Source organism: Pseudomonas abietaniphila, assembly GCF_039697315.1.
In the GTDB taxonomy this organism is placed as follows: domain Bacteria; phylum Pseudomonadota; class Gammaproteobacteria; order Pseudomonadales; family Pseudomonadaceae; genus Aquipseudomonas; species Aquipseudomonas abietaniphila_B.
Genome location: NZ_CP155619.1, coordinates 4,437,844 through 4,457,725 on the forward strand (window position 1 = coordinate 4,437,844; position 19,882 = coordinate 4,457,725).

General features: G+C 61.1%; 14 protein-coding genes. 2 read left to right on the plus strand and 12 right to left on the minus strand.

Features of this window, described 5'->3' with window-relative positions:
* Positions 1–87: 87 nt before the first annotated feature.
* The 5 genes from plsB to ABDX87_RS19610 form a co-directional block, all read right to left on the minus strand.
* The gene (gene plsB / locus ABDX87_RS19590; RefSeq protein ID WP_346829368.1) at positions 88–2,580 is read right to left on the minus strand and encodes a glycerol-3-phosphate 1-O-acyltransferase PlsB; all 2,493 of its coding nucleotides are present in this window, start codon (positions 2,578–2,580) and stop codon (positions 88–90) included.
* A gap of 309 nt (positions 2,581–2,889) precedes the next feature.
* Positions 2,890–3,267, minus strand: coding sequence for a hypothetical protein (locus tag ABDX87_RS19595; RefSeq protein WP_346829369.1), 378 nt, complete (start codon positions 3,265–3,267; stop codon positions 2,890–2,892).
* A gap of 77 nt (positions 3,268–3,344) precedes the next feature.
* Complete coding sequence (locus ABDX87_RS19600) at positions 3,345–4,154, minus strand: putative RNA methyltransferase (RefSeq protein WP_346829370.1); 810 nt, start codon at positions 4,152–4,154, stop codon at positions 3,345–3,347.
* Positions 4,154–5,305: a succinyl-diaminopimelate desuccinylase gene (gene dapE, locus ABDX87_RS19605; RefSeq protein ID WP_346829371.1), complete on the minus strand. Its 1,152-nt coding sequence runs from the start codon at positions 5,303–5,305 to the stop codon at positions 4,154–4,156. The genes ABDX87_RS19600 and dapE overlap by 1 nt, the downstream gene beginning before the upstream one ends.
* Before the next feature lie 187 nt (positions 5,306–5,492).
* The gene (locus ABDX87_RS19610) at positions 5,493–8,081 is read right to left on the minus strand and encodes a glycosyltransferase family 2 protein (RefSeq protein WP_346829372.1); all 2,589 of its coding nucleotides are present in this window, start codon (positions 8,079–8,081) and stop codon (positions 5,493–5,495) included.
* Between the two features lie 361 nt (positions 8,082–8,442).
* Here ABDX87_RS19610 and tcdA point away from each other — a divergent pair, with 361 nt between their 5' ends.
* A complete protein-coding gene (gene tcdA / locus ABDX87_RS19615; protein ID WP_346829373.1) occupies positions 8,443–9,273 on the plus strand; it encodes a tRNA cyclic N6-threonylcarbamoyladenosine(37) synthase TcdA in 831 nt (276 codons plus the stop codon).
* Between the two features lie 658 nt (positions 9,274–9,931).
* On the opposite strand, the gene ABDX87_RS19620 is transcribed toward tcdA, so the two are convergent.
* The 4 genes from ABDX87_RS19620 to ABDX87_RS19635 all read right to left on the minus strand — a co-directional run bounded on the left by ABDX87_RS19620 (position 9,932) and on the right by ABDX87_RS19635 (position 13,022).
* A complete protein-coding gene (locus ABDX87_RS19620) occupies positions 9,932–10,336 on the minus strand; it encodes a SufE family protein (RefSeq protein WP_346829374.1) in 405 nt (134 codons plus the stop codon).
* Positions 10,333–11,538: an aminotransferase class V-fold PLP-dependent enzyme gene (locus ABDX87_RS19625; RefSeq protein WP_346829375.1), complete on the minus strand. Its 1,206-nt coding sequence runs from the start codon at positions 11,536–11,538 to the stop codon at positions 10,333–10,335. The genes ABDX87_RS19620 and ABDX87_RS19625 overlap by 4 nt, the downstream gene beginning before the upstream one ends.
* A gap of 61 nt (positions 11,539–11,599) precedes the next feature.
* Positions 11,600–12,634, minus strand: a complete 1,035-nt coding sequence (dapD, locus tag ABDX87_RS19630; RefSeq protein WP_346829376.1) for a 2,3,4,5-tetrahydropyridine-2,6-dicarboxylate N-succinyltransferase — start codon at positions 12,632–12,634, stop codon at positions 11,600–11,602.
* Between the two features lie 31 nt (positions 12,635–12,665).
* Positions 12,666–13,022, minus strand: a complete 357-nt coding sequence (locus ABDX87_RS19635) for an ArsC family reductase (protein WP_062383165.1) — start codon at positions 13,020–13,022, stop codon at positions 12,666–12,668.
* A 233-nt stretch (positions 13,023–13,255) separates the two neighbouring features.
* Between ABDX87_RS19635 and ABDX87_RS19640 the strand changes: the two genes are divergently transcribed.
* Positions 13,256–14,905, plus strand: a complete 1,650-nt coding sequence (locus tag ABDX87_RS19640) for a Na+/H+ antiporter (protein ID WP_346829377.1) — start codon at positions 13,256–13,258, stop codon at positions 14,903–14,905.
* Between the two features lie 16 nt (positions 14,906–14,921).
* Here ABDX87_RS19640 and dapC read toward each other — a convergent pair whose 3' ends face one another.
* The 3 genes from dapC to map form a co-directional block, all read right to left on the minus strand.
* Positions 14,922–16,118: a succinyldiaminopimelate transaminase gene (gene dapC, locus ABDX87_RS19645; RefSeq protein ID WP_346829378.1), complete on the minus strand. Its 1,197-nt coding sequence runs from the start codon at positions 16,116–16,118 to the stop codon at positions 14,922–14,924.
* Positions 16,119–16,199: 81 nt separating this feature from the next.
* Positions 16,200–18,899, minus strand: a complete 2,700-nt coding sequence (locus ABDX87_RS19650; RefSeq protein WP_346829379.1) for a [protein-PII] uridylyltransferase — start codon at positions 18,897–18,899, stop codon at positions 16,200–16,202.
* A gap of 50 nt (positions 18,900–18,949) precedes the next feature.
* Positions 18,950–19,732: a type I methionyl aminopeptidase gene (map, locus tag ABDX87_RS19655; protein WP_346829380.1), complete on the minus strand. Its 783-nt coding sequence runs from the start codon at positions 19,730–19,732 to the stop codon at positions 18,950–18,952.
* Positions 19,733–19,882 lie beyond the last annotated feature (150 nt).

Genomic DNA, 19,882 nt, shown 5'->3' on the forward strand with positions numbered 1-19,882 from the left:
CGTGCGGCGGCGTGCTTTTACGCTGCGAGAACTGTTCCGAGCGGACGGACTGCTTCGTGAGCAAGCTCACTCCCACAGGGAACTGCGTCAGACGCTCGGGTCTGTCTCTACGACCTCTTCATTGCGATGCAGTGCCACCTGGCGAATCGATAAGCGAATTTCGGCGGGCAGTACGCGCTTGGCCGCGCCTTCGGCCAGTTCGCCCAACAGCTCGTGATAACCCAGTTTGCCGCCCTCGTCCTTGCGCAGCACGTCCTGGTCGAGCAGCGTCTGGATGAAGTGGCGGAACAGGCTTTTGTCGAAGAATTCCGGCGCGTTCAGGCCGTGCAGGATCGACAGGCGCTGGGCCATGATCGTGCACAGGTCTTCCAGTTCTTCAGCCGTCAGCGTGTGCTGGCCGCTGTTGAGCAGCAGCGAAATCGACATGTAGAAGCGTTGCAGGGTCTGAGCGATGGCGCGCGACAGCACGGTCAGCAACACAAAATGGCGCGAACTCGGCGCAGGGCGCAGGTAGACATCGTTCTCGAAACGAAGCAGGCCTTGTTCGACGAACGCCGCCAGCCATTGATCGATCACGGCATCCAGTTCGTCCAGCGACCAGCGAATGAACAGCTCGGCTTGCAGGTACGGGTAAAGCGCGCGCGCGTAGCGCAGGACCTGTTCCCGGCTCATGCGCGACGAGCTCTGGAAGAAACTCGCGAGCAAGGAGGGCAGCGCGAAGATGTGCAGCACGTTGTTGCGGTAGTACGTCATCAGGACGGCGTTCTGCTCGTCCAGGTACAGAATCTTGCCCAGCGCGTCTTTCTGCTCGGACAGCAAGTCCATGCCTTTCACGTGCTCGATCAACGCACGGCCATCCCCTTCGGGCAGCGTGGTGTGCGGGGAGTAGGGCACTGCGCGCAGCAGCGTCAGGTACAGGTCGAGCACGCGCGCCAGGGCTTGATCGTCCAGGGCATGTTTGGGCGTCGACAGCAGGGCCAGCGCCACCAGGTTGACCGGATTGATCGCCGCCGCTTCGTTCAGGTGCCGGGCGACGCGTTCGCCCAAACGGTGAGTGGTCTCGTTCAGCCATGCGGGTTTGAAGACCGGGCCCAGTTCCTGAGCACGCCAGTCCGGTTGTTCGTGGTCGAGGAAGTCGGCCAGTTTGATCGGCTCGCCGAAGTTGACCGACACCTGCCCGAAACGCTGCTTGAGCGCGCCGATGACTTTGAAAATGTCGAAGATCGATTCTTTCTTCTTCGCCGCGCCGCGCAACTCGCCAAGGTACGTACGACCCTCGAGCACGCGCTCGTACCCGATGTACACGGGGACGAACACGATCGGCGTGCGTGAGTTGCGCAGAAAGCTGCGCATCGTGATCGCGAGCATGCCGGTCTTGGGTTGCAGCATGCGCCCGGTGCGCGAACGTCCGCCTTCCACGAAGTACTCCACCGGGAAGCCCTTGGTGAACAACGTGTGCAGGTATTCGTTGAAGACGGCGGTGTACAGCGGGTTGCCTTTGAACGTACGGCGCATGAAGAACGCACCGCCACGCCGCAGCAGGCCGCCGATGACCGGCATGTTCAGGTTGATGCCGGCCGCAATGTGCGGCGGCGTCAGCCCGTTGCGGAACAGCAGGTAGGAAAGCAGCAGGTAGTCGATGTGGCTGCGGTGGCAGGGCACATAGATGATCTCGTTGCCTTGGGCGACGTTCTGCACGCCTTCCAGATGGCTGACCTTGATGCCGTCGTAGATCTTGTTCCAGAACCAGCTCAGCACCACTTCCAGAAAGCGGATCGCGGTGTAGGTGTAATCCGAGGCGATTTCGTTGCCGTAGTGCAGGGCTTTCTCGCGGGCCTTGGCTTCAGGAATTTTCTCCCGTGCGGCTTCGTCGAGGATGGCCTGTTTGACCAAAGGGTCGGCAACCAGGCCTTTCACCAGATTGCGGCGGTGCGAAAGATCGGGGCCGATGGTGGCGGTCTTGAGGTTGCGGAAATGCACGCGCAGCAGACGCTGGGCCATGCGCACCGTGCGCTCGTAGCCTTTGTTCTCGTCGACCAGTTCGCGCAGGTGGACGGGGGCGGAAAACTGCACGCGGGTCTTGCGACCCAGAATTAGGATCGTGACGAAACGGCGCAGGCGCCCGGTGACGGCCCAACTGTCGGCGAACAGCAGCTTCCAGGGGCTGTCTTCCTTGTCCGGCGATTGGCCCCAGAACACGCTGACGGGAATGATCTGCGCGTCTTCGGCAGCGTTCTGCGAGACCGCACCGACCAGACGTTCAAGAACAGGCGGCGCGCCGCGTTTGTCCTGACGGCCCAGCCAGTCAGGCTCGGGCGTCAGGTAGAAGAATGCGGCAGGCTCGGTCAGGTTGCCCACCACGACTGGCAGGACAGGGCGCGGCAGACCGGCCTTTCGGCACTCGGTGTCGAGTACGGCAAGGTCGCTCAGCGATGGATTCTGCAGGGCATAAAACACCGGACGGCTGCGGTCCAGATTGAGGGTGAACGACGACTGATTGATGGTCTCCGAACGCACCCACAGGTACAGCAAGCGACGCAGGGTGCCAAACACAAGACGACGGAACGGGGAACGGGTCATACGAATTCTGCGCTAAGGGGTCAATGCCCACGAAGCGGCCAGTTTGCCGCATATGGCGGGGATGGGCAAAGTTGCGCGCCAAAGCGGGCGCACACGCACTGTGGGAGCGAGCTTGCTCGCGAATGCCGGGTATCAGCCACTGAAGATGCAGGGACTAGACGCCCTCTTCGTGAGCAAGCTGACTCCCACAGGGATCGAGGTGTGTCACCGATCCACGGCGTGACAGCAACCCGTGGGAGACGTCGGAGGTTACGACGGCAGCGAATACGATCGGTCAGTCAATCGCTGTGGGAGCTGCAGCGTGCAGCCTTACGACGTACGCCAGGTAATCTCTTCTTCGCCGTCGACGCTGATGCGAATCCAGCGGTCGGCGTCTTCGTCGTTCTCTTCCTCCACCCACGTGCCCGGCGCGCAGCGGACTTCGACGTTCAGAGCCGCGAACGCGGCGCGGGCGCAGGCGATGTCGTCTTCCCACGGCGTCTGGTCGCTGTCCAGGCACAGGCTGTTCCATTTGCCCACGGCCTTGGGAATCCAGGTCACCGGAATGTTCCCCGCGGTGCACTTCCAGGTCTGGCCTTTCTGGACCCATTCGCTGCACGGGCCGATGTCTGCCGTCAGCCAGTGGGTAATGGCCTTGTGATCGACGTCAGCGTCTTTCAGGTAAATCTCGATATCGGGTTGGCGCATGGAGGCCTCGTGAGTGTTCTGGAAAATCCATTCGCGGATTCATTCGGTGTAGGTGTTCGATGCCGGTCGCCGGGTGCTCATTGCAGAACGAAATAATCGTAACGCATCGACACCGTGGTCTCGAACGGCTCGGCCTGTTCGATCACGCTTGCCCGGCGCTCGGCACTGGCGCGCCAACCGTGGGGCGTCATCGCCAGCAGATTCGCACGGGCCGGACCATCGACCAGCGTCAGCTTGAACGTCAGGGTTTCGCTGTGCTGCAAGGTCATGCCCTCAGGGACCAACGCCAGGTGCTTGTCGTCCGCGTAGTCACGGACTTCGTCGTACAGGCGTTGACGCAATTCCATCAGGTGTTCTTTGGTCGGCCCTACACGCATCAAGCCACCGCCAGGCGACAGCAGGCGCTTGGCTTCTGACCAGTCCAGCGGGCTGAACACGCTGGCGATGAACTGGACGCTGGCGTCGGGCAGCGGCACGCGGGCCATGCTGGCAATCAACCACGTCAAATCAGGATTACGCTTGCAGGCGCGCTTGACCGCTTCCCGCGAGATATCCAGCGCATAGCCGTCGGCATCGGGCAGGGCAGTCGCGATCTGCGCGGTGTAGTAACCCTCACCGCAGCCGATGTCGAGCCAATGCGCAGGGTGACGCTCGGCGGCCAGCTCGGCCAGACGTTTAGCCACCGGGGCGTAGTGCCCGGCGTTGAGAAAGTCGCGGCGTGCCTCGACCATCGCCTGATTGTCGCCGGGGTCGCGGCTGTTTTTGTGCTGGACCGGCAGCAGGTTCAGGTAACCCTGGCGGGCGCGGTCGAAGCGGTGGCCCACCGGGCACACCACGCCGTTGTCCGCTGCGTCGAGCGGCGCTGAACAGATCGGGCAGGTCAGCATCAGACGAGCAACTTGACCAGGGTCTGGTAGTAGATCTCGGTGAGCACGTCGAGATCGCTGGCCAGAATGCGTTCGTTGACCTGGTGAATGGTCGCGTTGACCGGGCCCAGCTCAACCACCTGCGTGCCCAGGGTTGCGATAAAGCGCCCGTCCGACGTACCGCCGCTGGTGGACGGTTTTGTGTCGCGACCGGTGACGGTCTTGATGCTGGCCGACACCGCGTCGAGCAATGCGCCAGGCTCGGTCAGAAACGGCAGACCTGACAACGCCCACTCCACGTGCCAGTCCAGGCCATGTTTGTCGAGGATGTCGGCGACGCGCTTTTGCAGGCCTTCGACCGTCGATTCGGTGGAAAAGCGGAAGTTGAACACCGCCGTCAGGTCACCTGGAATCACGTTGGTCGCGCCAGTCCCCGAGTTCAGGTTGGAGATCTGGAAACTGGTTGGCGGGAAGAATGCATTGCCTTCGTCCCAGTGTTCCGCCGCCAGTTCGGCCAGGGCCGGGGACGCCAGATGAATAGGGTTCTTGGCCAGGTGCGGATAGGCCACATGACCCTGGATGCCTTTGACGGTCAACGTGGCGCCGAGCGAGCCACGACGGCCGTTCTTGACCACGTCGCCGACGAGCGTGGTGCTCGACGGTTCGCCGACGATGCACCAGTCCAGACGCTCTTTGCGGGCGGCCAGGCGTTCGATCACGGCTTTGGTGCCGTGGTGCGCCGGGCCTTCTTCGTCGCTGGTGATCAGGTACGCGACTTTGCCTTTGTGATTCGGGTAATCGGCGACGAAGCGCTCGGTGGCGATGATCATCGACGCCAGGCTGCCCTTCATGTCCGCCGCGCCACGGCCGCACAGCATGCCGTTTTCATCGATCAGAGCGTCGAACGGGTCGTTCTGCCAAGCCTTGACCGGGCCGGTCGGCACCACGTCGGTGTGGCCGGCGAAGCACAGCACCGGACCGTCCTGCGTGCCGTGAGTGGCCCAGAAGTTATCCACGTCCTCGATGCGCATGGGTTCCAGCATGAAACCCGCATCGCCCAGACGTTTCATCATCACGGCCTGACAGTCGGCGTCGAGCGGCGTGACCGATGGGCGACGGATCAGGTCGCAGGCGAGTTGCAGAGTGGGCGAGAGGTCGGCTGGGGCTGTCATGAAAGGTCCGCAGAAGTAAGAGTGTTAACCCTGTAGGAGCGCGCTTGCCCGCGAATGCGTTCTGTCTGGCACATCATAGGTATCTGACACAAAGCATTCGCGGGCAAGCGCGCTCCTACAAAACGGCGGTTATCTTAAATCAAAACGGCGACCCGAAGGCCGCCGTTTAGTACAGCGCACAATTGTTTCAGGCCGTCGCGGGCTCGGTCGCCGTCTTCGGTTTCGGCAGCGAGGACAGGAAAGCCATGATCAGCGCGGCCAGATACGGCAGCGATTGCACCAGCAGCATGGTCACCCAGAAACGCATGTCATTGCTCGGCAGACCCTGCACCAGGCAGATGCCCAGCGCCGCGCCCCACAACAGCAACATGATGAACAGCTCTTCCCGCGCCTCGGAAATCGCGACCAGCAGACCGTGGCTGTCCGCATTTTTAGGCGTGCGGAAGAACGGGATGCTGGTGGTGAAGAAGCCATACAACACGGCCTTGGCGATGGTGTGCGACAACGCCAGCCCGGCCAGCGCGGCGTAGAGCGCATCCTTGAGGTTCACGCCGACGGCGCGACGGTACAGGAAGATGATCTTGCCGACCTTGAAGAAGAACAGCGCCAGCGGCGGAATCGCGAAAATCAGCAAGGGCGGATCGACCCGGTTGGGCACGATGATCATCGCCGACGACCACAACAGCGCGCCGACCGTGAAGAAGATGTTCATGCCGTCGGCGACCCACGGCAGCCAGCCCGCGAGGAAGTGATAGCGCTGACCACGGGTCAATTCGGTGCCCTTGCCGCGCAGCAGGCTGGCGGCATGACGCTTGATGATCTGAATCGCGCCATAGGCCCAGCGGAAACGCTGTTTCTTGAAGTCGATGAAGGTGTCCGGCATCAGGCCCTTGCCGTAGCTGTTGTGGGCGTAGGCGGCTGAATAGCCTTTTTCGAAGACGCGCAGGCCCAGCTCGGCGTCTTCACAGATGCACCAGTCGGCCCAGCCCAGTTCTTCCAGCACCGAACGACGGGTCATGGTCATCGTGCCGTGCTGAATGATCGCGTCACGATCGTTGCGGGTGACCATGCCGATGTGGAAGAAACCTTTGTATTCCGAATAGCACAGCTTCTTGAACGCGCTTTCATGCTGATCGCGGTAGTCCTGCGGCGACTGCACGACGGCAATTTTCGGGTCGGCGAAGTGCGGGACCATGTGCTTGAGCCAGTTGCGGTCGACGCAGTAGTCCGAGTCGATCACCGCGATCACTTCGGCGTCCGGCGCGGTGTGCGGAATCAGGTAGTTCAGCGCACCGCCCTTGAAACCGGCCAGTGGCGCGACGTGAAAGAACTTGAAGCGCTCGCCGAGCATCTCGCAATGGGCCTTCACGGGTTCCCAGACGGCCGGGTCCTTGGTGTTGTTGTCGATCAGCAACACTTCGAAATCCGGATAATCCAGTGCGGCCAGGGCGTTGAGGGTCTGTTTGACCATCTCCGGCGGCTCGTTGTAGCAGGGCACATGCACCGAGACTTTCGGCCTGTAGGCGGTATCCGTCTCAACCGGCAGGAATTCACGCCGCCGCTTGTGGGTCCAGACCGCTTCGGCCAGCTCGTGCGCCTCGGTCAGCAACACGATGAAGACCCCGAATGCACCGAGCGCCAGAAGGAACCCGACCAGCAGGCTGAACCAGGTGCTGTACTGCTGGCTGTAGTCGTAGCCGATCCACACCAGCACCGAACCGCAAAGGAACGCGATAAACGTCAGAAAGGTCCGACCGCGCTGGCGCAGGGCCGAGCCATCGATCAGCATCAAGGCCAGTGCCAGCATCGCCAACACCGCGGAGCCGATGGCCAATACTCGCCATTGCGGGATCGCGACCACCGGACCTTCGAAGTTGAATTTCTGCTGGCGCGCTGCGTTGAACACGCCCCAGTACGCGCCGACCGACCCTTCGTCGCTGGCCTTCCACGGCTGGTCGAAGGCCTCGATCACGAAGTAGTTGAAGCCCTGACGGTTGAGTTTGTTGACCAGTGTGCGCAGGTAAATCGCCTGATCGGCCTGCGTCGCATCGGCTCCACCGCGCATGTGGCCATTACTCGGCCAGCCGACTTCCGACAGCAGCAAAGGCTTTTTCGGGAACATGTGCTTCAGCTCCCGCGCCCGGTCGAAGACGAACTGCCCGGCTTTCTCCATCGGGATGTGTTCCCAATAGGGCAGGATGTGCGCGGCGATCAGATCGACGTGCTTGCCGAGCTCCGGGTATTTCTCCCAGATGTGCCATTGCTCGGACGTGGTGACCGGCACTTTTACCGCTGCGCGGACGCGGTCGAGGATCGCGATCAGGTCCTTGGGGGTGATCTCCTCGCGAAACAGCGCCTCGTTGCCCACCACGACGCGAACGACGCTGCGAGTGGTGTTGGCCAGCTCGATGGCGGTGTTGATTTCCCGTTCGTTGCGCTCCAGATCCGGGCTGATCCAGATGCCCAGCGTGACACGCAGGCCAAATTCTTCGGCCAGTTTGGGGATGTCCTTGAGGCTGCCATCCACCGAATAAATGCGGATGTTGTCAGTCTCTTTACTCATGAGCTCCAGATCCTGACGCATTTCGTCGTCGGACGGGTACACGCCTTTTTGTGGGCTTTGCCCCAGTCGGAAGGGTGAGTAGGAGAATCCGGAGATCTGTTCAGGCCAGTTGGGGGCGGTGACGGGGCGGTTGATCAACGCCCAGAAACCGGTAAACATCGCGGCGATCGCCACGACGACTACCAGGTTGAGTCCAAATTTACGCGATGGCATAGGTACTTCAGGTTCCAAAAGGGGAACGGGGAAAAGCTGACAGACGTCAGCCGGCAAGAGCTTTGGCAGCCGACAAAGGTTGAAGTTCTATTCCGAAAAAAATGTAGTCCGTTTCTCTCTGATACCTTGGCGCTTGCCGATTTGTAGGCGCGGAAAACACTGCCTGTGGGAGCGAATTCATTCGCGAAAAATTTTCCAGTCGATGCATGGATGTCGGTTGTGCGGTCCTCTCGCGAATGAATTCGCTCCCACAGGGAAACAGCTTCAAAGAGAAGATCCTGTTTTTCAGACCAAACACCTGTAACAGACAGCTGTTCCAAATTCAGGCACGGCCTATAATGCGCGCCGGTTTTTTGGGGTATTGGTCATGAGCACAGAAGATCCGCGGTTTGCTGGCGTCGCCCGTTTGTACGGCATCGAAGGCCTGGAGCGCTTGCGCGCCGCCCATGTCGCGGTGGTCGGCATTGGCGGCGTCGGTTCGTGGGCTGCGGAAGCCATGGCCCGCTGCGGCGTGGGCGAGATATCGCTGTTCGACATGGACGACGTCTGCGTCAGCAACAGCAATCGCCAGCTGCATGCCCTGACCAGCACCGTCGGTCGGCCCAAGGTTGAGGTCATGGCCGACCGTCTGCGTGAAATCAACCCGGATTGCACCGTGCACGCCGTGGCCGATTTCGTCACCCGCGAGACCATGGCCGAGTACATCACGCCGAACATCGACTGCGTGCTTGATTGCATCGACAGCGTCAACGCCAAGGCGGCGCTGATCGCCTGGTGCAAGCGGCGCAAGATCCAGATCATCACCACAGGCGGTGCGGGCGGGCAGATCGACCCGACGCTGATCCAAGTGTGTGACCTCAACCGCACCTACAACGACCCGCTGGCCTCAAAAGTGCGTTCAACCCTGCGCCGCGATTACGGGTTTTCGCGCACGGTCACTCGTCATTACAGCGTGCCGTGCGTGTTTTCGACCGAACAACTGCGCTACCCGAAGCCGGACGGCAGCATCTGTCTTCAGAAAAGCTTTGTGGGCGACGGCGTGAAGCTGGATTGCGCCGGTGGATTTGGCGCGGTGATGATGGTGACTGCCACCTTCGGAATGGTGGCGGCGACCAAAGCGGTGGACAAGATCGTCGCGGGCGTGAGGCGCCCGGCTGATCGGGCCAAGGCGAAGGAAGAAGCTCAGCCCTGAATGGCCGGCGGTCTTGACCCTTGAGGGAGCAAGCTCGCTTGTATGGTGTGCATTTCCACTATTTGGGGTGACGCTGATGGTTTGGTTTGTCCTAACGTCCAAACTGTTCCGCCTTCGGCGGGTTACTTGAAAAGACCCCAAGTAACCAAGGGTCTTATGCTCCTGGTTGGGCTCCTCCTTCGTCGGAGTTCCTTCACTCCGGCGACGCTCCGTGGGCCCGCGCTGAACGGACATCCATGTCCTAGCAGCGCTCTCGCGGCATCCATGCCGCTCGTCCCACTCCACGCCGCCTGCGTTCAGCCTGCACCCAAGTCGCGTTTTGTGGTGTCTGGCCTGCTGCGGCATGAAGATCAAAAGCCACAGCGCGCTGCGCTTTTTAGATTCATCACCTCAATCGTTGAATGAACATAAAACCTGTGGGAGTTAGCTTGCTGACGAATGCGGTGTCTCACTCACCTTTGATGAGACTGAATGAATCCCATCGTGAGCAAGCTGATTGTTCCCGCGCTCCGCGTGGTAACACATTCAATGACGCTCTGCGTCATCCAGCAGGTGGCGCATGCTTTCAGGCTTTGCGACCCTCAAGGAACGGACTGACACCACTGGTTTGAGAACCATGGATTTCCTACAGGCTGAAACCGGCGTCTGCGTCCGTGGCTCAACCCGCCAATTCCCGCATCTTCTGCAGCACCGCATTGAGGCCGTTGCTGCGTGACGGTGACAGCTGGCGGCTCAAGCCCAATTGATTGAACCAGATCGGCAGGTCGACCTGGTGCAGATCCTGCGCCGTCAGACCGTTGACCCGTGCCAGCAACAGCGCCACCAGCCCGCGAATCAACCGCGCATCGCTCGCAGCACGAAACTGCCAGTGACCGTCGACGACATCGCCGAGTAGCCAGACCTTGCTCTCGCAACCGTCCACGAGATGCTCGTCGCTCTTTTCGTCATCCGCCATGGCCGGCAACCGGTCGCCCCACTGCATGAGCAGGCGCGCACGCTGCTCCCAGCTCAGCGAGGAGCCGAACGTTTCAAGCGCGGTCCGGGCCTCATCGGGCAAAGTCATCGCAGCAACTCCAGTGCTTGATCCAGTGCGTTGAAAAAACGCTCCAGGTCGTCGGAATCGTTATACAGCCCCAGCGATACACGAATGGCGCCGGACAGGCCCAGGCTCTTGATCAACGGAATCGCACAATGATGGCCTGCACGCACGGCGATGCCCTGCTCGGTCAGTAGATGCGCCAGATCGGCATTGTGCACGCCGTCGATCACGAAGCTCACCAGCGCCACTTCCGGCTCGCCCACAAGCTGCACGCCCTCGCGCAGCATCAGCCCGGCACGCAGCAGCGCGTGCAGACGCGTCTCATGCTCGGCGGCTGCGACGTGGTTGACGTCGTTCAGGTAGTCCAGCGTCGCGCCCAGCCCGATCACGCCGGAAACAGGCGGCGTGCCGGCCTCGAAACCCAGCGGGGCCGGGCGAAAGGTGGCGTGGTGGTAATCGGCCTGCAACACCATCTCACCCCCGAACTGCCAGGGCCGCAATTGCGCCAGGGCCTGATGCCGACCGAACAACACACCGACGCCGTCAGGGCCGTACAGCTTGTGGCTGGAAAACACGTAAAAGTCGCAGTCCAGCGCCTGCACGTCGTGGCGACCGTGGACCACACCTTGAGCCCCGTCGATCACGGCGAATGCCCCATGAGCCTTCGCCAGCGCAATCAACGCGGTGACTGGCTGCCAAGTGCCCAGCACGTTGGACAGCTGGCTGACAGCGAGCAGGCGTGTCCGCGAAGTGATGAGACTGCGCGCGGCATCGAGATCGATCACGCCCTGTGCGGTCAGCGGCAGCACCACCAGCTTCAGGTCGCGGCGTTTAGCCAGTTGCTGCCAGGGCAGCAGGTTGGCGTGGTGTTCCAGTGCGCTGATGACGATCTCGTCGCCGGCCTGAAACAGGTGTTCCAGCCCGTAGGCCAGCAGGTTGAACGCCGAGGTCGCGCCGTGGGTGAAGACGACTTGTCCGCAAGCACCGGCATGCAGCCATTCGGCGACTTTGTGGCGAGTGTCCTCGAACGCCTGAGTCGCCATGGCACCCGGCAGATGCTGCGCACGGTGCACATTGGCGGCGCCATTGCCGTAGTAATGCGCCAGTGCGTCGATCAGGGCTTGAGGCTTTTGTGCGGTGGCGGCGCTGTCCAGGTAGGTCTGGCCTTGCCGTTCAAGGGCGTCGAGGGCAGGGAAGTCAGCGCGCCAGGGAGAAATGAGGGACATAAAAATCGTGCTCTCTGCACTGCAGGCACGAATTCAAACTGAATTCGTGCCTGCACGTCGATCAGTTGTGAGCGTGCAGCGCTTCGTTCAGCTCGATGGCCGACTTGTGGGATTTGCATTCCACGGCGCCGGTTTGCGAGTTGCGACGGAACAGCAGGTCAGGTTGGCCGGCCAGATCACGGGCTTTGAGCACCTTGACCAGTTCGTTCTTCTCATCCAGCAGGGCGACCTTGGTGCCTGCGGTGATGTACAAACCGGCTTCCACGGTGTTGCGGTCGCCCAACGGAATGCCGATACCGGCGTTCGCACCGATCAGGCAGCCTTCGCCGACCTTGATCACGATGTTGCCGCCGCCTGACAGGGTGCCCATGGTCGAGCAGCCGCCGCCCAGGTCCGAACCCTTGCCGACGAATACGCCAGCCGACACGCGGCCTTCGATCATGCCCGGGCCTTCGGTGCCGCCGTTGAAGTTGACGAAACCTTCGTGCATCACGGTGGTGCCTTCACCGATGTAGGCGCCCAGACGGACGCGCGCCGTATCAGCGATGCGCACGCCGGCTGGCACGACGTAGTCGGTCATTTTCGGGAATTTGTCCACGGAAAACACTTCCAGCAGCTCGCCTTTCAGACGGGCTTCCAGTTGACGTTCAGCCAGCTCGCCCAGGTCGATGGCGCCTTGGCTGGTCCATGCCACGTTCGGCAGCAACGGGAATACGCCCGCCAGGCTCAGGCCGTGAGGTTTGACCAGACGGTGAGACAGCAGATGCAGCTTGAGGTAAGCCTCAGGCGTGGACGTCAGTGCGGCATCTTCGGCCAGCAATGTGGCGACCAGCGGCTTGTGGCTTTCAGCCAGGCGGGTCAGCAGCGCAGCCTGTACGGAGTCCACCGATTTCAACGCGTCAGCCAGCTTCGAGGCGAGGTCAGTGTTGAAGGTGATGGCCTGGTTGCCACCGGTGTAACCGAGGATCGGCGCAACGGCGGCGACGATTTCAGCCGACGGGTTGAGCAGCGGCAGGGCGTAGAAAACTTCCAGCCAGGTGCCTTGACGGTTTTGAGTGCCAACGCCGAAGGCCAGGCTGAACAGGGAAGTGGACATGGAAATACCTCGTTATTTAGGGCTATCTCAATCAGGCGATAGCCGCTGCGTACAGTTCGGGTTTGAAGCCAATCAGGGTTTTGCCGCCAAGATCCAAGACTGGGCGCTTGATCATCGACGGCTGGGCGAGCATCAGTTCGATCGCCTTGTCCTGGTCGAGATCGGCTTTCTGCGCCTCGTCCAGTTTGCGAAAGGTCGTACCGGCGCGATTCAGCACCGTCTGCCAGCCGTGCTCATTGCACCACTGGGTCAGGTGTTCGCGGTCGATGCCCTGGGTTTTGTAGTCGTGGAAATCGTAGCTCACCGGTTTTTCATCGAGCCAGGTGCGAGCCTTCTTCATCGTGTCGCACGCCTTGATCCCGTAAAGGTGCAACTTTTTATCGGCCATGAGCTTGCCCCCTTTGGGATATTGAAAAAAACGGTGACGGATTATGCCACGTACGAACCGCTTGGGCGCGGACTGCCGATGCGTTGAGCAGGTTTACAGACGATACCGGTGCGCGGTCATACCTATGTATCAAGACGTGGCAGGAGCTTAAACGGCTAATATGGCACTTCGACGCTGCGCACGGGTCTGCTCCGGGTGTCAGTCAAAAAGTCGCTCGTTCGGGGAAACACGCAATGCAGACAGCCTATACCGTCCTTATCTTGTTGACGCTGGTAGGTGTCTCGCGATTGCTGGCCCGGGTCATCCCGCTGCCGTTACCGCTGGTCCAGATCGCAGCGGGCGCGTTGCTGGCGTGGCCCACCCTCGGGCTGCACGTTGCACTGGACCCCGAGCTGTTTCTTTTCCTGTTTCTGCCGCCGTTGTTGTTCTCCGATGGCTGGCGCATGCCGAAGCGCGATTTCTGGCGCTATCGCGGCCCGATCCTGACCATGGCGGTAGGGCTGGTGATCTTCACGGTCATTGGCGCGGGGTATTTCATCCACTGGCTGTTGCCGACCATTCCGCTGCCGGTGGCCTTCGCGCTGGCCGCTGTCCTGTCGCCGACGGATGCTGTGGCGGTGTCGGCGATCGCTCAGGACCGTTTGCCCGCGCCGATCATGCGGCTGTTGCAAGGTGAGGCGTTGATGAACGACGCAACCGGTCTGGTGACCTTTAAATTTGCCCTGGCGGCGGCCATCACCGGGATCTTTTCACTCACGGATGCGAGCCTCACGTTCTTGCTGGTTGCCTGCGGCGGTTTGGCGGTCGGTGTCGTCCTGAGCTGGCTGGTGGGGCGCTTTCGTAGCTGGATGATCACGCGGGGCTGGGACGATCCGGCGACCCATGTGGTGTTCATGTTGCTGCTGCCGTTTGCCGCGTATGTACTGGCGGAGCGTCTGGAACTGTCGGGCATCCTCTCGGCGGTGGCGGCGGGCATGATGCAAAGCTGGGTCGACCTGCTGCCGCGTCAGACCAGCACCCGGTTACTCAATCGCAGTGTCTGGACCTTGCTGGAGTTTGCGTTCAATGGCCTGATTTTCCTGCTGCTGGGTTTGCAACTGCCGGACATCGTCAGCGCGGTCACCCACGATGAGCCCACGCTCTGGCCGACCTTGCTCTGGCGCTGCCTTGATGTCTTGGCAATTTTTGTAGTGCTGGCGGTGCTGCGCTATGTCTGGGTGCGCAGTGTCTGGCGGCTGATGGTGCTGGTCGGGCGTTGGCGCGGGCATAACGAAGGCATGGTCGAATTGTCGACGCGTTCCTCGTTGCTGCTGACAGTGGGTGGTGTGCGGGGAGCGGTGACACTGGCCGGTACGCTGTCGGTGCCGATGCTGATTGCCGCAGGGATCGCGTTTCCCGAGCGAGATCTCCTGATTTTCATTGCGGCGGGTGTGATCTTGCTGTCACTGGTGGTGGCGAGTATCTGTTTGCCACTGCTGTTGCGCGGGCTGGTTTCCGAGCCGGACCTGCGCCTCAAGCGAGAAGTGCGCGACGCCTGGAAGCGCACCGCCGAGGCGGCCATCCAGACGCTGGAAAACCAGGAGATTCCCGGCGCGACCAGCACCTCGCCCGATGCCGCCCAGGCCGTGCTAGCCACCGAAGTGAAGTCGCGGATCATGTCCGAATACCGGCATCGTCTGGAGATTTTCAACGACACCGCCGAGGCCCAGGCCCTGGCGTTCCAGATGGATCAGCTGGAAAAACGGATGCGCGTCAATGCGTTGCGGGCCCAGCGACTGGAGCTGTACAGCCTGCACCGTCATCACCAGATCGGTGATGACGTGCTGCGGATCGTACTGGCCGAGCTGGACCTGAACGAGGCCAACCTTGGCGTGGTGAAATAGCTCCGCCGGAACGCGATCACCGGTTCCTGATGAACTCGCGAATCCGCTCTGCCGCCTCGACGCACTCGGCCAGCGGCGCAACAAGCGCCATGCGCACACGGCCGGCACCCGGGTTGAAACCGTCGACATCACGGGACAGGTAGGAGCCTGGCACCACGGTCACGTGTTCGTTGACGAACAGATCGCGGCAGAATTGTGCGTCGTCGCCTCCGACGCTCGGCCACAAGTAAAAGCCGCCATCGGGGCGCTGTACGTCCATGACCGGCGAAAGGATGTCCAGGACGGCGTCAAACTTCTCGCGATACAGCGTGCGGTTGGCGCGCACATGTTCTTCGTCGTTCCAGGCCGCAATGCTCGCAAGCTGGGTTTGAACCGGCATCGCGCAGCCGTGGTACGTGCGGTACAGCAGAAAGGCTTTGAGGATATCGGCATCGCCAGCCACGAAGCCCGAACGCAGGCCCGGCAGGTTCGAGCGTTTGGACAGGCTGTGGAACACCACGCAACGCTTGAAGTCTTTGCGGCCCAGTTCGGCGCAAGCACTGAGCAGGCCCGGCGGCGGGGTGCCTTCATCGAAGTACAGCTCGCTGTAGCATTCGTCCGCGGCGATCACGAAGTCATGTTCGTCGGCCAGCGCGATGAGTTTTTTCAGCGTTTCGACGGGGATCAACGCGCCCGTCGGGTTGCCGGGGGAGCACAGGAACAGAATCTGGCAGCGCTTCCAGATATCGGCAGGGACTGCATCGAAATCCGGATTGAAGCCGTGTTCGGCCAGGCAGGGCAGGTAATGCGGCTTGGCGCCGGCCAGGAACGCCGCGCCTTCATAGATCTGGTAGAAGGGGTTCGGGCTTACCACCAGTCCGTCATCACTGCGGTTGACCACCGTCTGGGTAAAGGCAAACAGCGCTTCACGGGTGCCGTTGACCGGCAACACGTGCTTGCCTGCGTCCAGCCAGCCTTCAGGCACGCTGAAACGACGTTCGCACCATTTGGCGATGGCTTCACGCAACGCAGGAATGCCTGCGGTGGTGGGATAGACCGCCATCTGGTCGAGGTTGTCGGCCAACGCTTTGGCGACGAACGCCGGTGACGTGTGCTTGGGTTCGCCAATAGAGAGCGCAATCGCGTTCTTGTCCGGGTTCGGCGTGACACTGCCGAGCAGGGCTCGAAGCTTTTCGAACGGGTAAGGCTGAAGCTGTTGCAGGGCGTTATTCATGGGCGATCGGTCTCAAGAAGCGGGGCGCCTTCCCTCGGGGAGGGCGCCTTGAATCGAATGTTCAGGTCGTTGAATCGGGTATCAGATGCTGATCCGCAGTTCGCTGCTCGGCTCCGGGTTGACGCTCAGTTGCTCGACGATCGCGTCCCGCAGGCGACTGCACAGTTGCGGATCGGACAGCGGCTGGTGGTTTTCGTCGGTCAGGAAGAACACGTCTTCCACGCGTTCGCCGAGCGTTGCGATCTTGGCGTTCTGCAACGACAGATCGAACTCCAGGAAAATCTTGCCGACGCGGGCCAGCAGCCCTGGGCGATCGGGCGCGCTCAGCTCGAGCACGGTAACCGGACGCTGCGCATCGTTGGAAATGGTCACCACCGGCGCGAAGGCGAAATGCTTGAGCTGACGCGGCACGCGACGTTTGATGATGGTCGGGTAATCGTCAGGGTTGCGCAGCGCCTCGGTCAGGCCGTCGCGGATGGCCTTGATCCGCTCAGGGTTGTCGCCGATCGAACCGCCCTCGCTGTCGAGCACGATGTAGGTGTCGAGGGTGAACTGGCTGGTCGAGGTGATGACCCGTGCGTCGTGAATGTTCAGGTTCAGCTGATCCATCGCAGCCACGGTTACCGCGAAGAAATCGTGCTGGTCGGGCGCATAGATGAAGATCTGCGTGCCGCCTTCGAATTCGCGCTGCGTGGTTTCTTTGATCAACACCAGCGGTCCGCCGTCAGCGGGTTGCTGCAAGATGGCGTCGCTGTGCCAGGCCACGTCGCCCGCGGTATGACGCAGGAAGTAGTCGTCGCCCAGTTGCGACCACAGTTGCTCGACGTCGTCTGGGTCGGTGCCGTTGCGCACCAGGATGTCCAGCGCCGCGCTTTGGGTGCGACGGATCTGTTCCTCGCGGTCCACCGGGTTTTCCAGGCCGCGTTTGAGCGCGCGCTTGGTTTCGGTGTACAGCTGGCGCAACAGGCTGGCACGCCACGAGTTCCACAGCGTCGGGTTGGTCGCGTTGATGTCGGCGACGGTCAGCACATAGAGGTAATCAAGGTGCACTTCGTCACCCACGAACTGGGCAAAATCGTGGATCACTTGAGGATCGGACAGGTCTTTGCGCTGGGCGGTGGTCGACATCACCAGGTGGTTTTGCACCAGCCAGACAATCAGCTGGGTGTCCCAGTGGGGCAAATGATGACGAATGGCAAAGGCTTCGGCATCCACCGCGCCCAACTCCGAGTGATCGCCACCACGGCCTTTGCCGATGTCGTGGTAAAGGCCTGCCAGGTAGATCAGCTCCGGTTTGGGCAATTTGCCCATGAGCTTGCTGGCCAGCGGGAATTTCTCTGACACCTGCGTGTACTGAAGCTTACGCAGGTGTTTGATCAAGTTCAGGGTGTGAGCGTCGACCGTATAGATATGGAACAGGTCATGCTGCATCTGCCCGACGATGTGTCCGAATTCCGGCAGATACAAACCCAGAATGCCGTAGCGGTTCATGCGGCGCAGGTTGCGATGAATGCCGATCTCGCACTTGAACAGCTCGATGAACAGACTGGTATTGCGGATATCGTTGCGGAAATCGTCATTGATCAAGTGCCGATGTTCGCGCAGCAAGCGAATGGTGTCGGCGCGTACGCCCTTGATTTCCGGGCGTTGTGCCATCAGCACGAAAATTTCCAGCATGGCGAACGGCGTACGCTTGAAGACGTTCGGGTTGGTCGCTTCGATGTAACCGTCGTGCAGCTGGAAGCGTGAATTGATCGATTCGGTGACGGTGTTTTCGTCGTCCGACAGGATCACTTCCTCGAAGTGCTGAATGATCAGGTCGCTCAGTTGGGCGATGCTCATGACCACGCGATAGTACTTCTGCATGAAGCGCTCGATGGCCAGCTTCGCGTCGCTGTCCTGATAACCCAGCAGACGCGCGATGTTGGTCTGGTAATCGAACAGCAGCCGGTCTTCGGAACGGCCGGCCAGCATGTGCAGGGCGTAGCGGACTTTCCAGAGAAACTCCTGGGAAGACGCCAGCAGTGCATTCTCGCTCTCAAGCAGGAAGCCCTGGTCGGCGAGTGCATGCAGGTTCAGCGTCCCGTACTGGCGCCGCGCAACCCAGAGAATGGTCTGGATATCACGCAGACCACCCGGCGAGCCTTTGACGTTGGGCTCCAGGTTGTACTCAGTGTCGAAATACTTGTGGTGGCGCGTCTTCTGCTCAGCGCGTTTGGCGAGGAAAAACTCCTTGCTTGGCCACATTTCACCCGTGCTGGTGACTTCCAGCATGCGCTGGCGCAGATGCTCGGGGCCGGCAATGGTGCGGCTTTCCATCAGGTTGGTGATCACCGTCAGGTCGGCGCGGGCTTCAGTGGCGCACTCGTCGACAGAGCGCACGCTCTGACCGACTTCCAGGCCGATGTCCCACAGCAGGGTCAGAAAGCGCTCGATGGAGTCGCGGAAGATCTCGTGATCAGCGCTGTCGAGCAGGATCAGCAGGTCGATATCGGAATAGGGGTGCAGCTCGCCACGGCCGTAACCGCCAACCGCCAGTAGGGCGATGTCGGCGTCTTCGCTCCAGTCGAACTGTTCCCAGGCCTGTTGCAGGATGTTGTCGACGAACCAGGCGCGATCCTCGATCAGTCGACGAATCTCCCGGCCAGACTTGAAACGTTCGTCCAGCACCTCGCGGGCCTGACGGATGGCTTTTTTGAAGGCCGCGATCGGGCTCGCCTTCAACGCCAGTTCGGCCTGGAACTGGCCGCGATCGAACAAATCTGGGTCCACCTGCGGCATCGAACTGCTTTCCTTCTATCTATACCGGCTGTGTAAGTAGCACGTGGTGATCACGCCGAAGTGCGTGGAATGGTGTCGTCGCTGCGCAGGGTGAAGATTTCATAGCCGGTGGCGGTGACCAGAATGGTGTGTTCCCACTGCGCCGACAGCTTGCGATCCTTGGTGATGGCTGTCCAGCCATCGCCGAGCAGGCGCGTGTCGGCCTTGCCCTGGTTGATCATCGGCTCGATGGTGAACGTCATGCCTTCCTTGAGCTCCATGCCAGTGCCCGCCTTGCCGTAATGCAGGACCTGCGGCTCCTCGTGGAACACCTTGCCGATGCCATGGCCGCAGTACTCGCGCACCACGGAGAAGCCGTTTTTCTCGGCGTGCTTCTGGATGACTTCACCAATATCGCCCAGGTGCGCACCCGGCTTGACGATTTCAATGCCTTTATACAGGCACTCCTGGGTGATCTTCGACAGGCGTTCTGCCCACTCGGGCACTTTGCCGACATGGAACATCTTGCTGGTGTCGCCGTGGTAGCCGTCCTTGATGACGGTCACGTCGATGTTCAGCACGTCGCCTTCCTTCAGCGGCTTCTCGTTAGGGATACCGTGGCAGACCACATGGTTGATCGAGGTGCAGATGGATTTCGGGAAACCCTTGTAGTTCAGCGGAGCCGGAATGGCCTTCTGCTCGTTGACGATATAGTCATGGCAGATGCGGTCCAGTTCGTCGGTGGTAACGCCAGGCTTGACGTACGCCCCGATCATTTCCAGGACGTCTGCGGCCAGACGACCGGCGATTCGCATCTTTTCGATGTCTTCAGGGGTTTTGAGGGTAACGGACATACAAGGCTCTCTCGGCGCGGCAGGGCCGCAGCTAAACACGGAAAAACGGGATTCTACCAGACCGCCGCCGGGCGGGTTATCATCGCTTCCTCATATAGCGGCTGGCGGACTCATCGCCAGTTGGCGCGGTGCAGATAAAAAGCCCCGGAA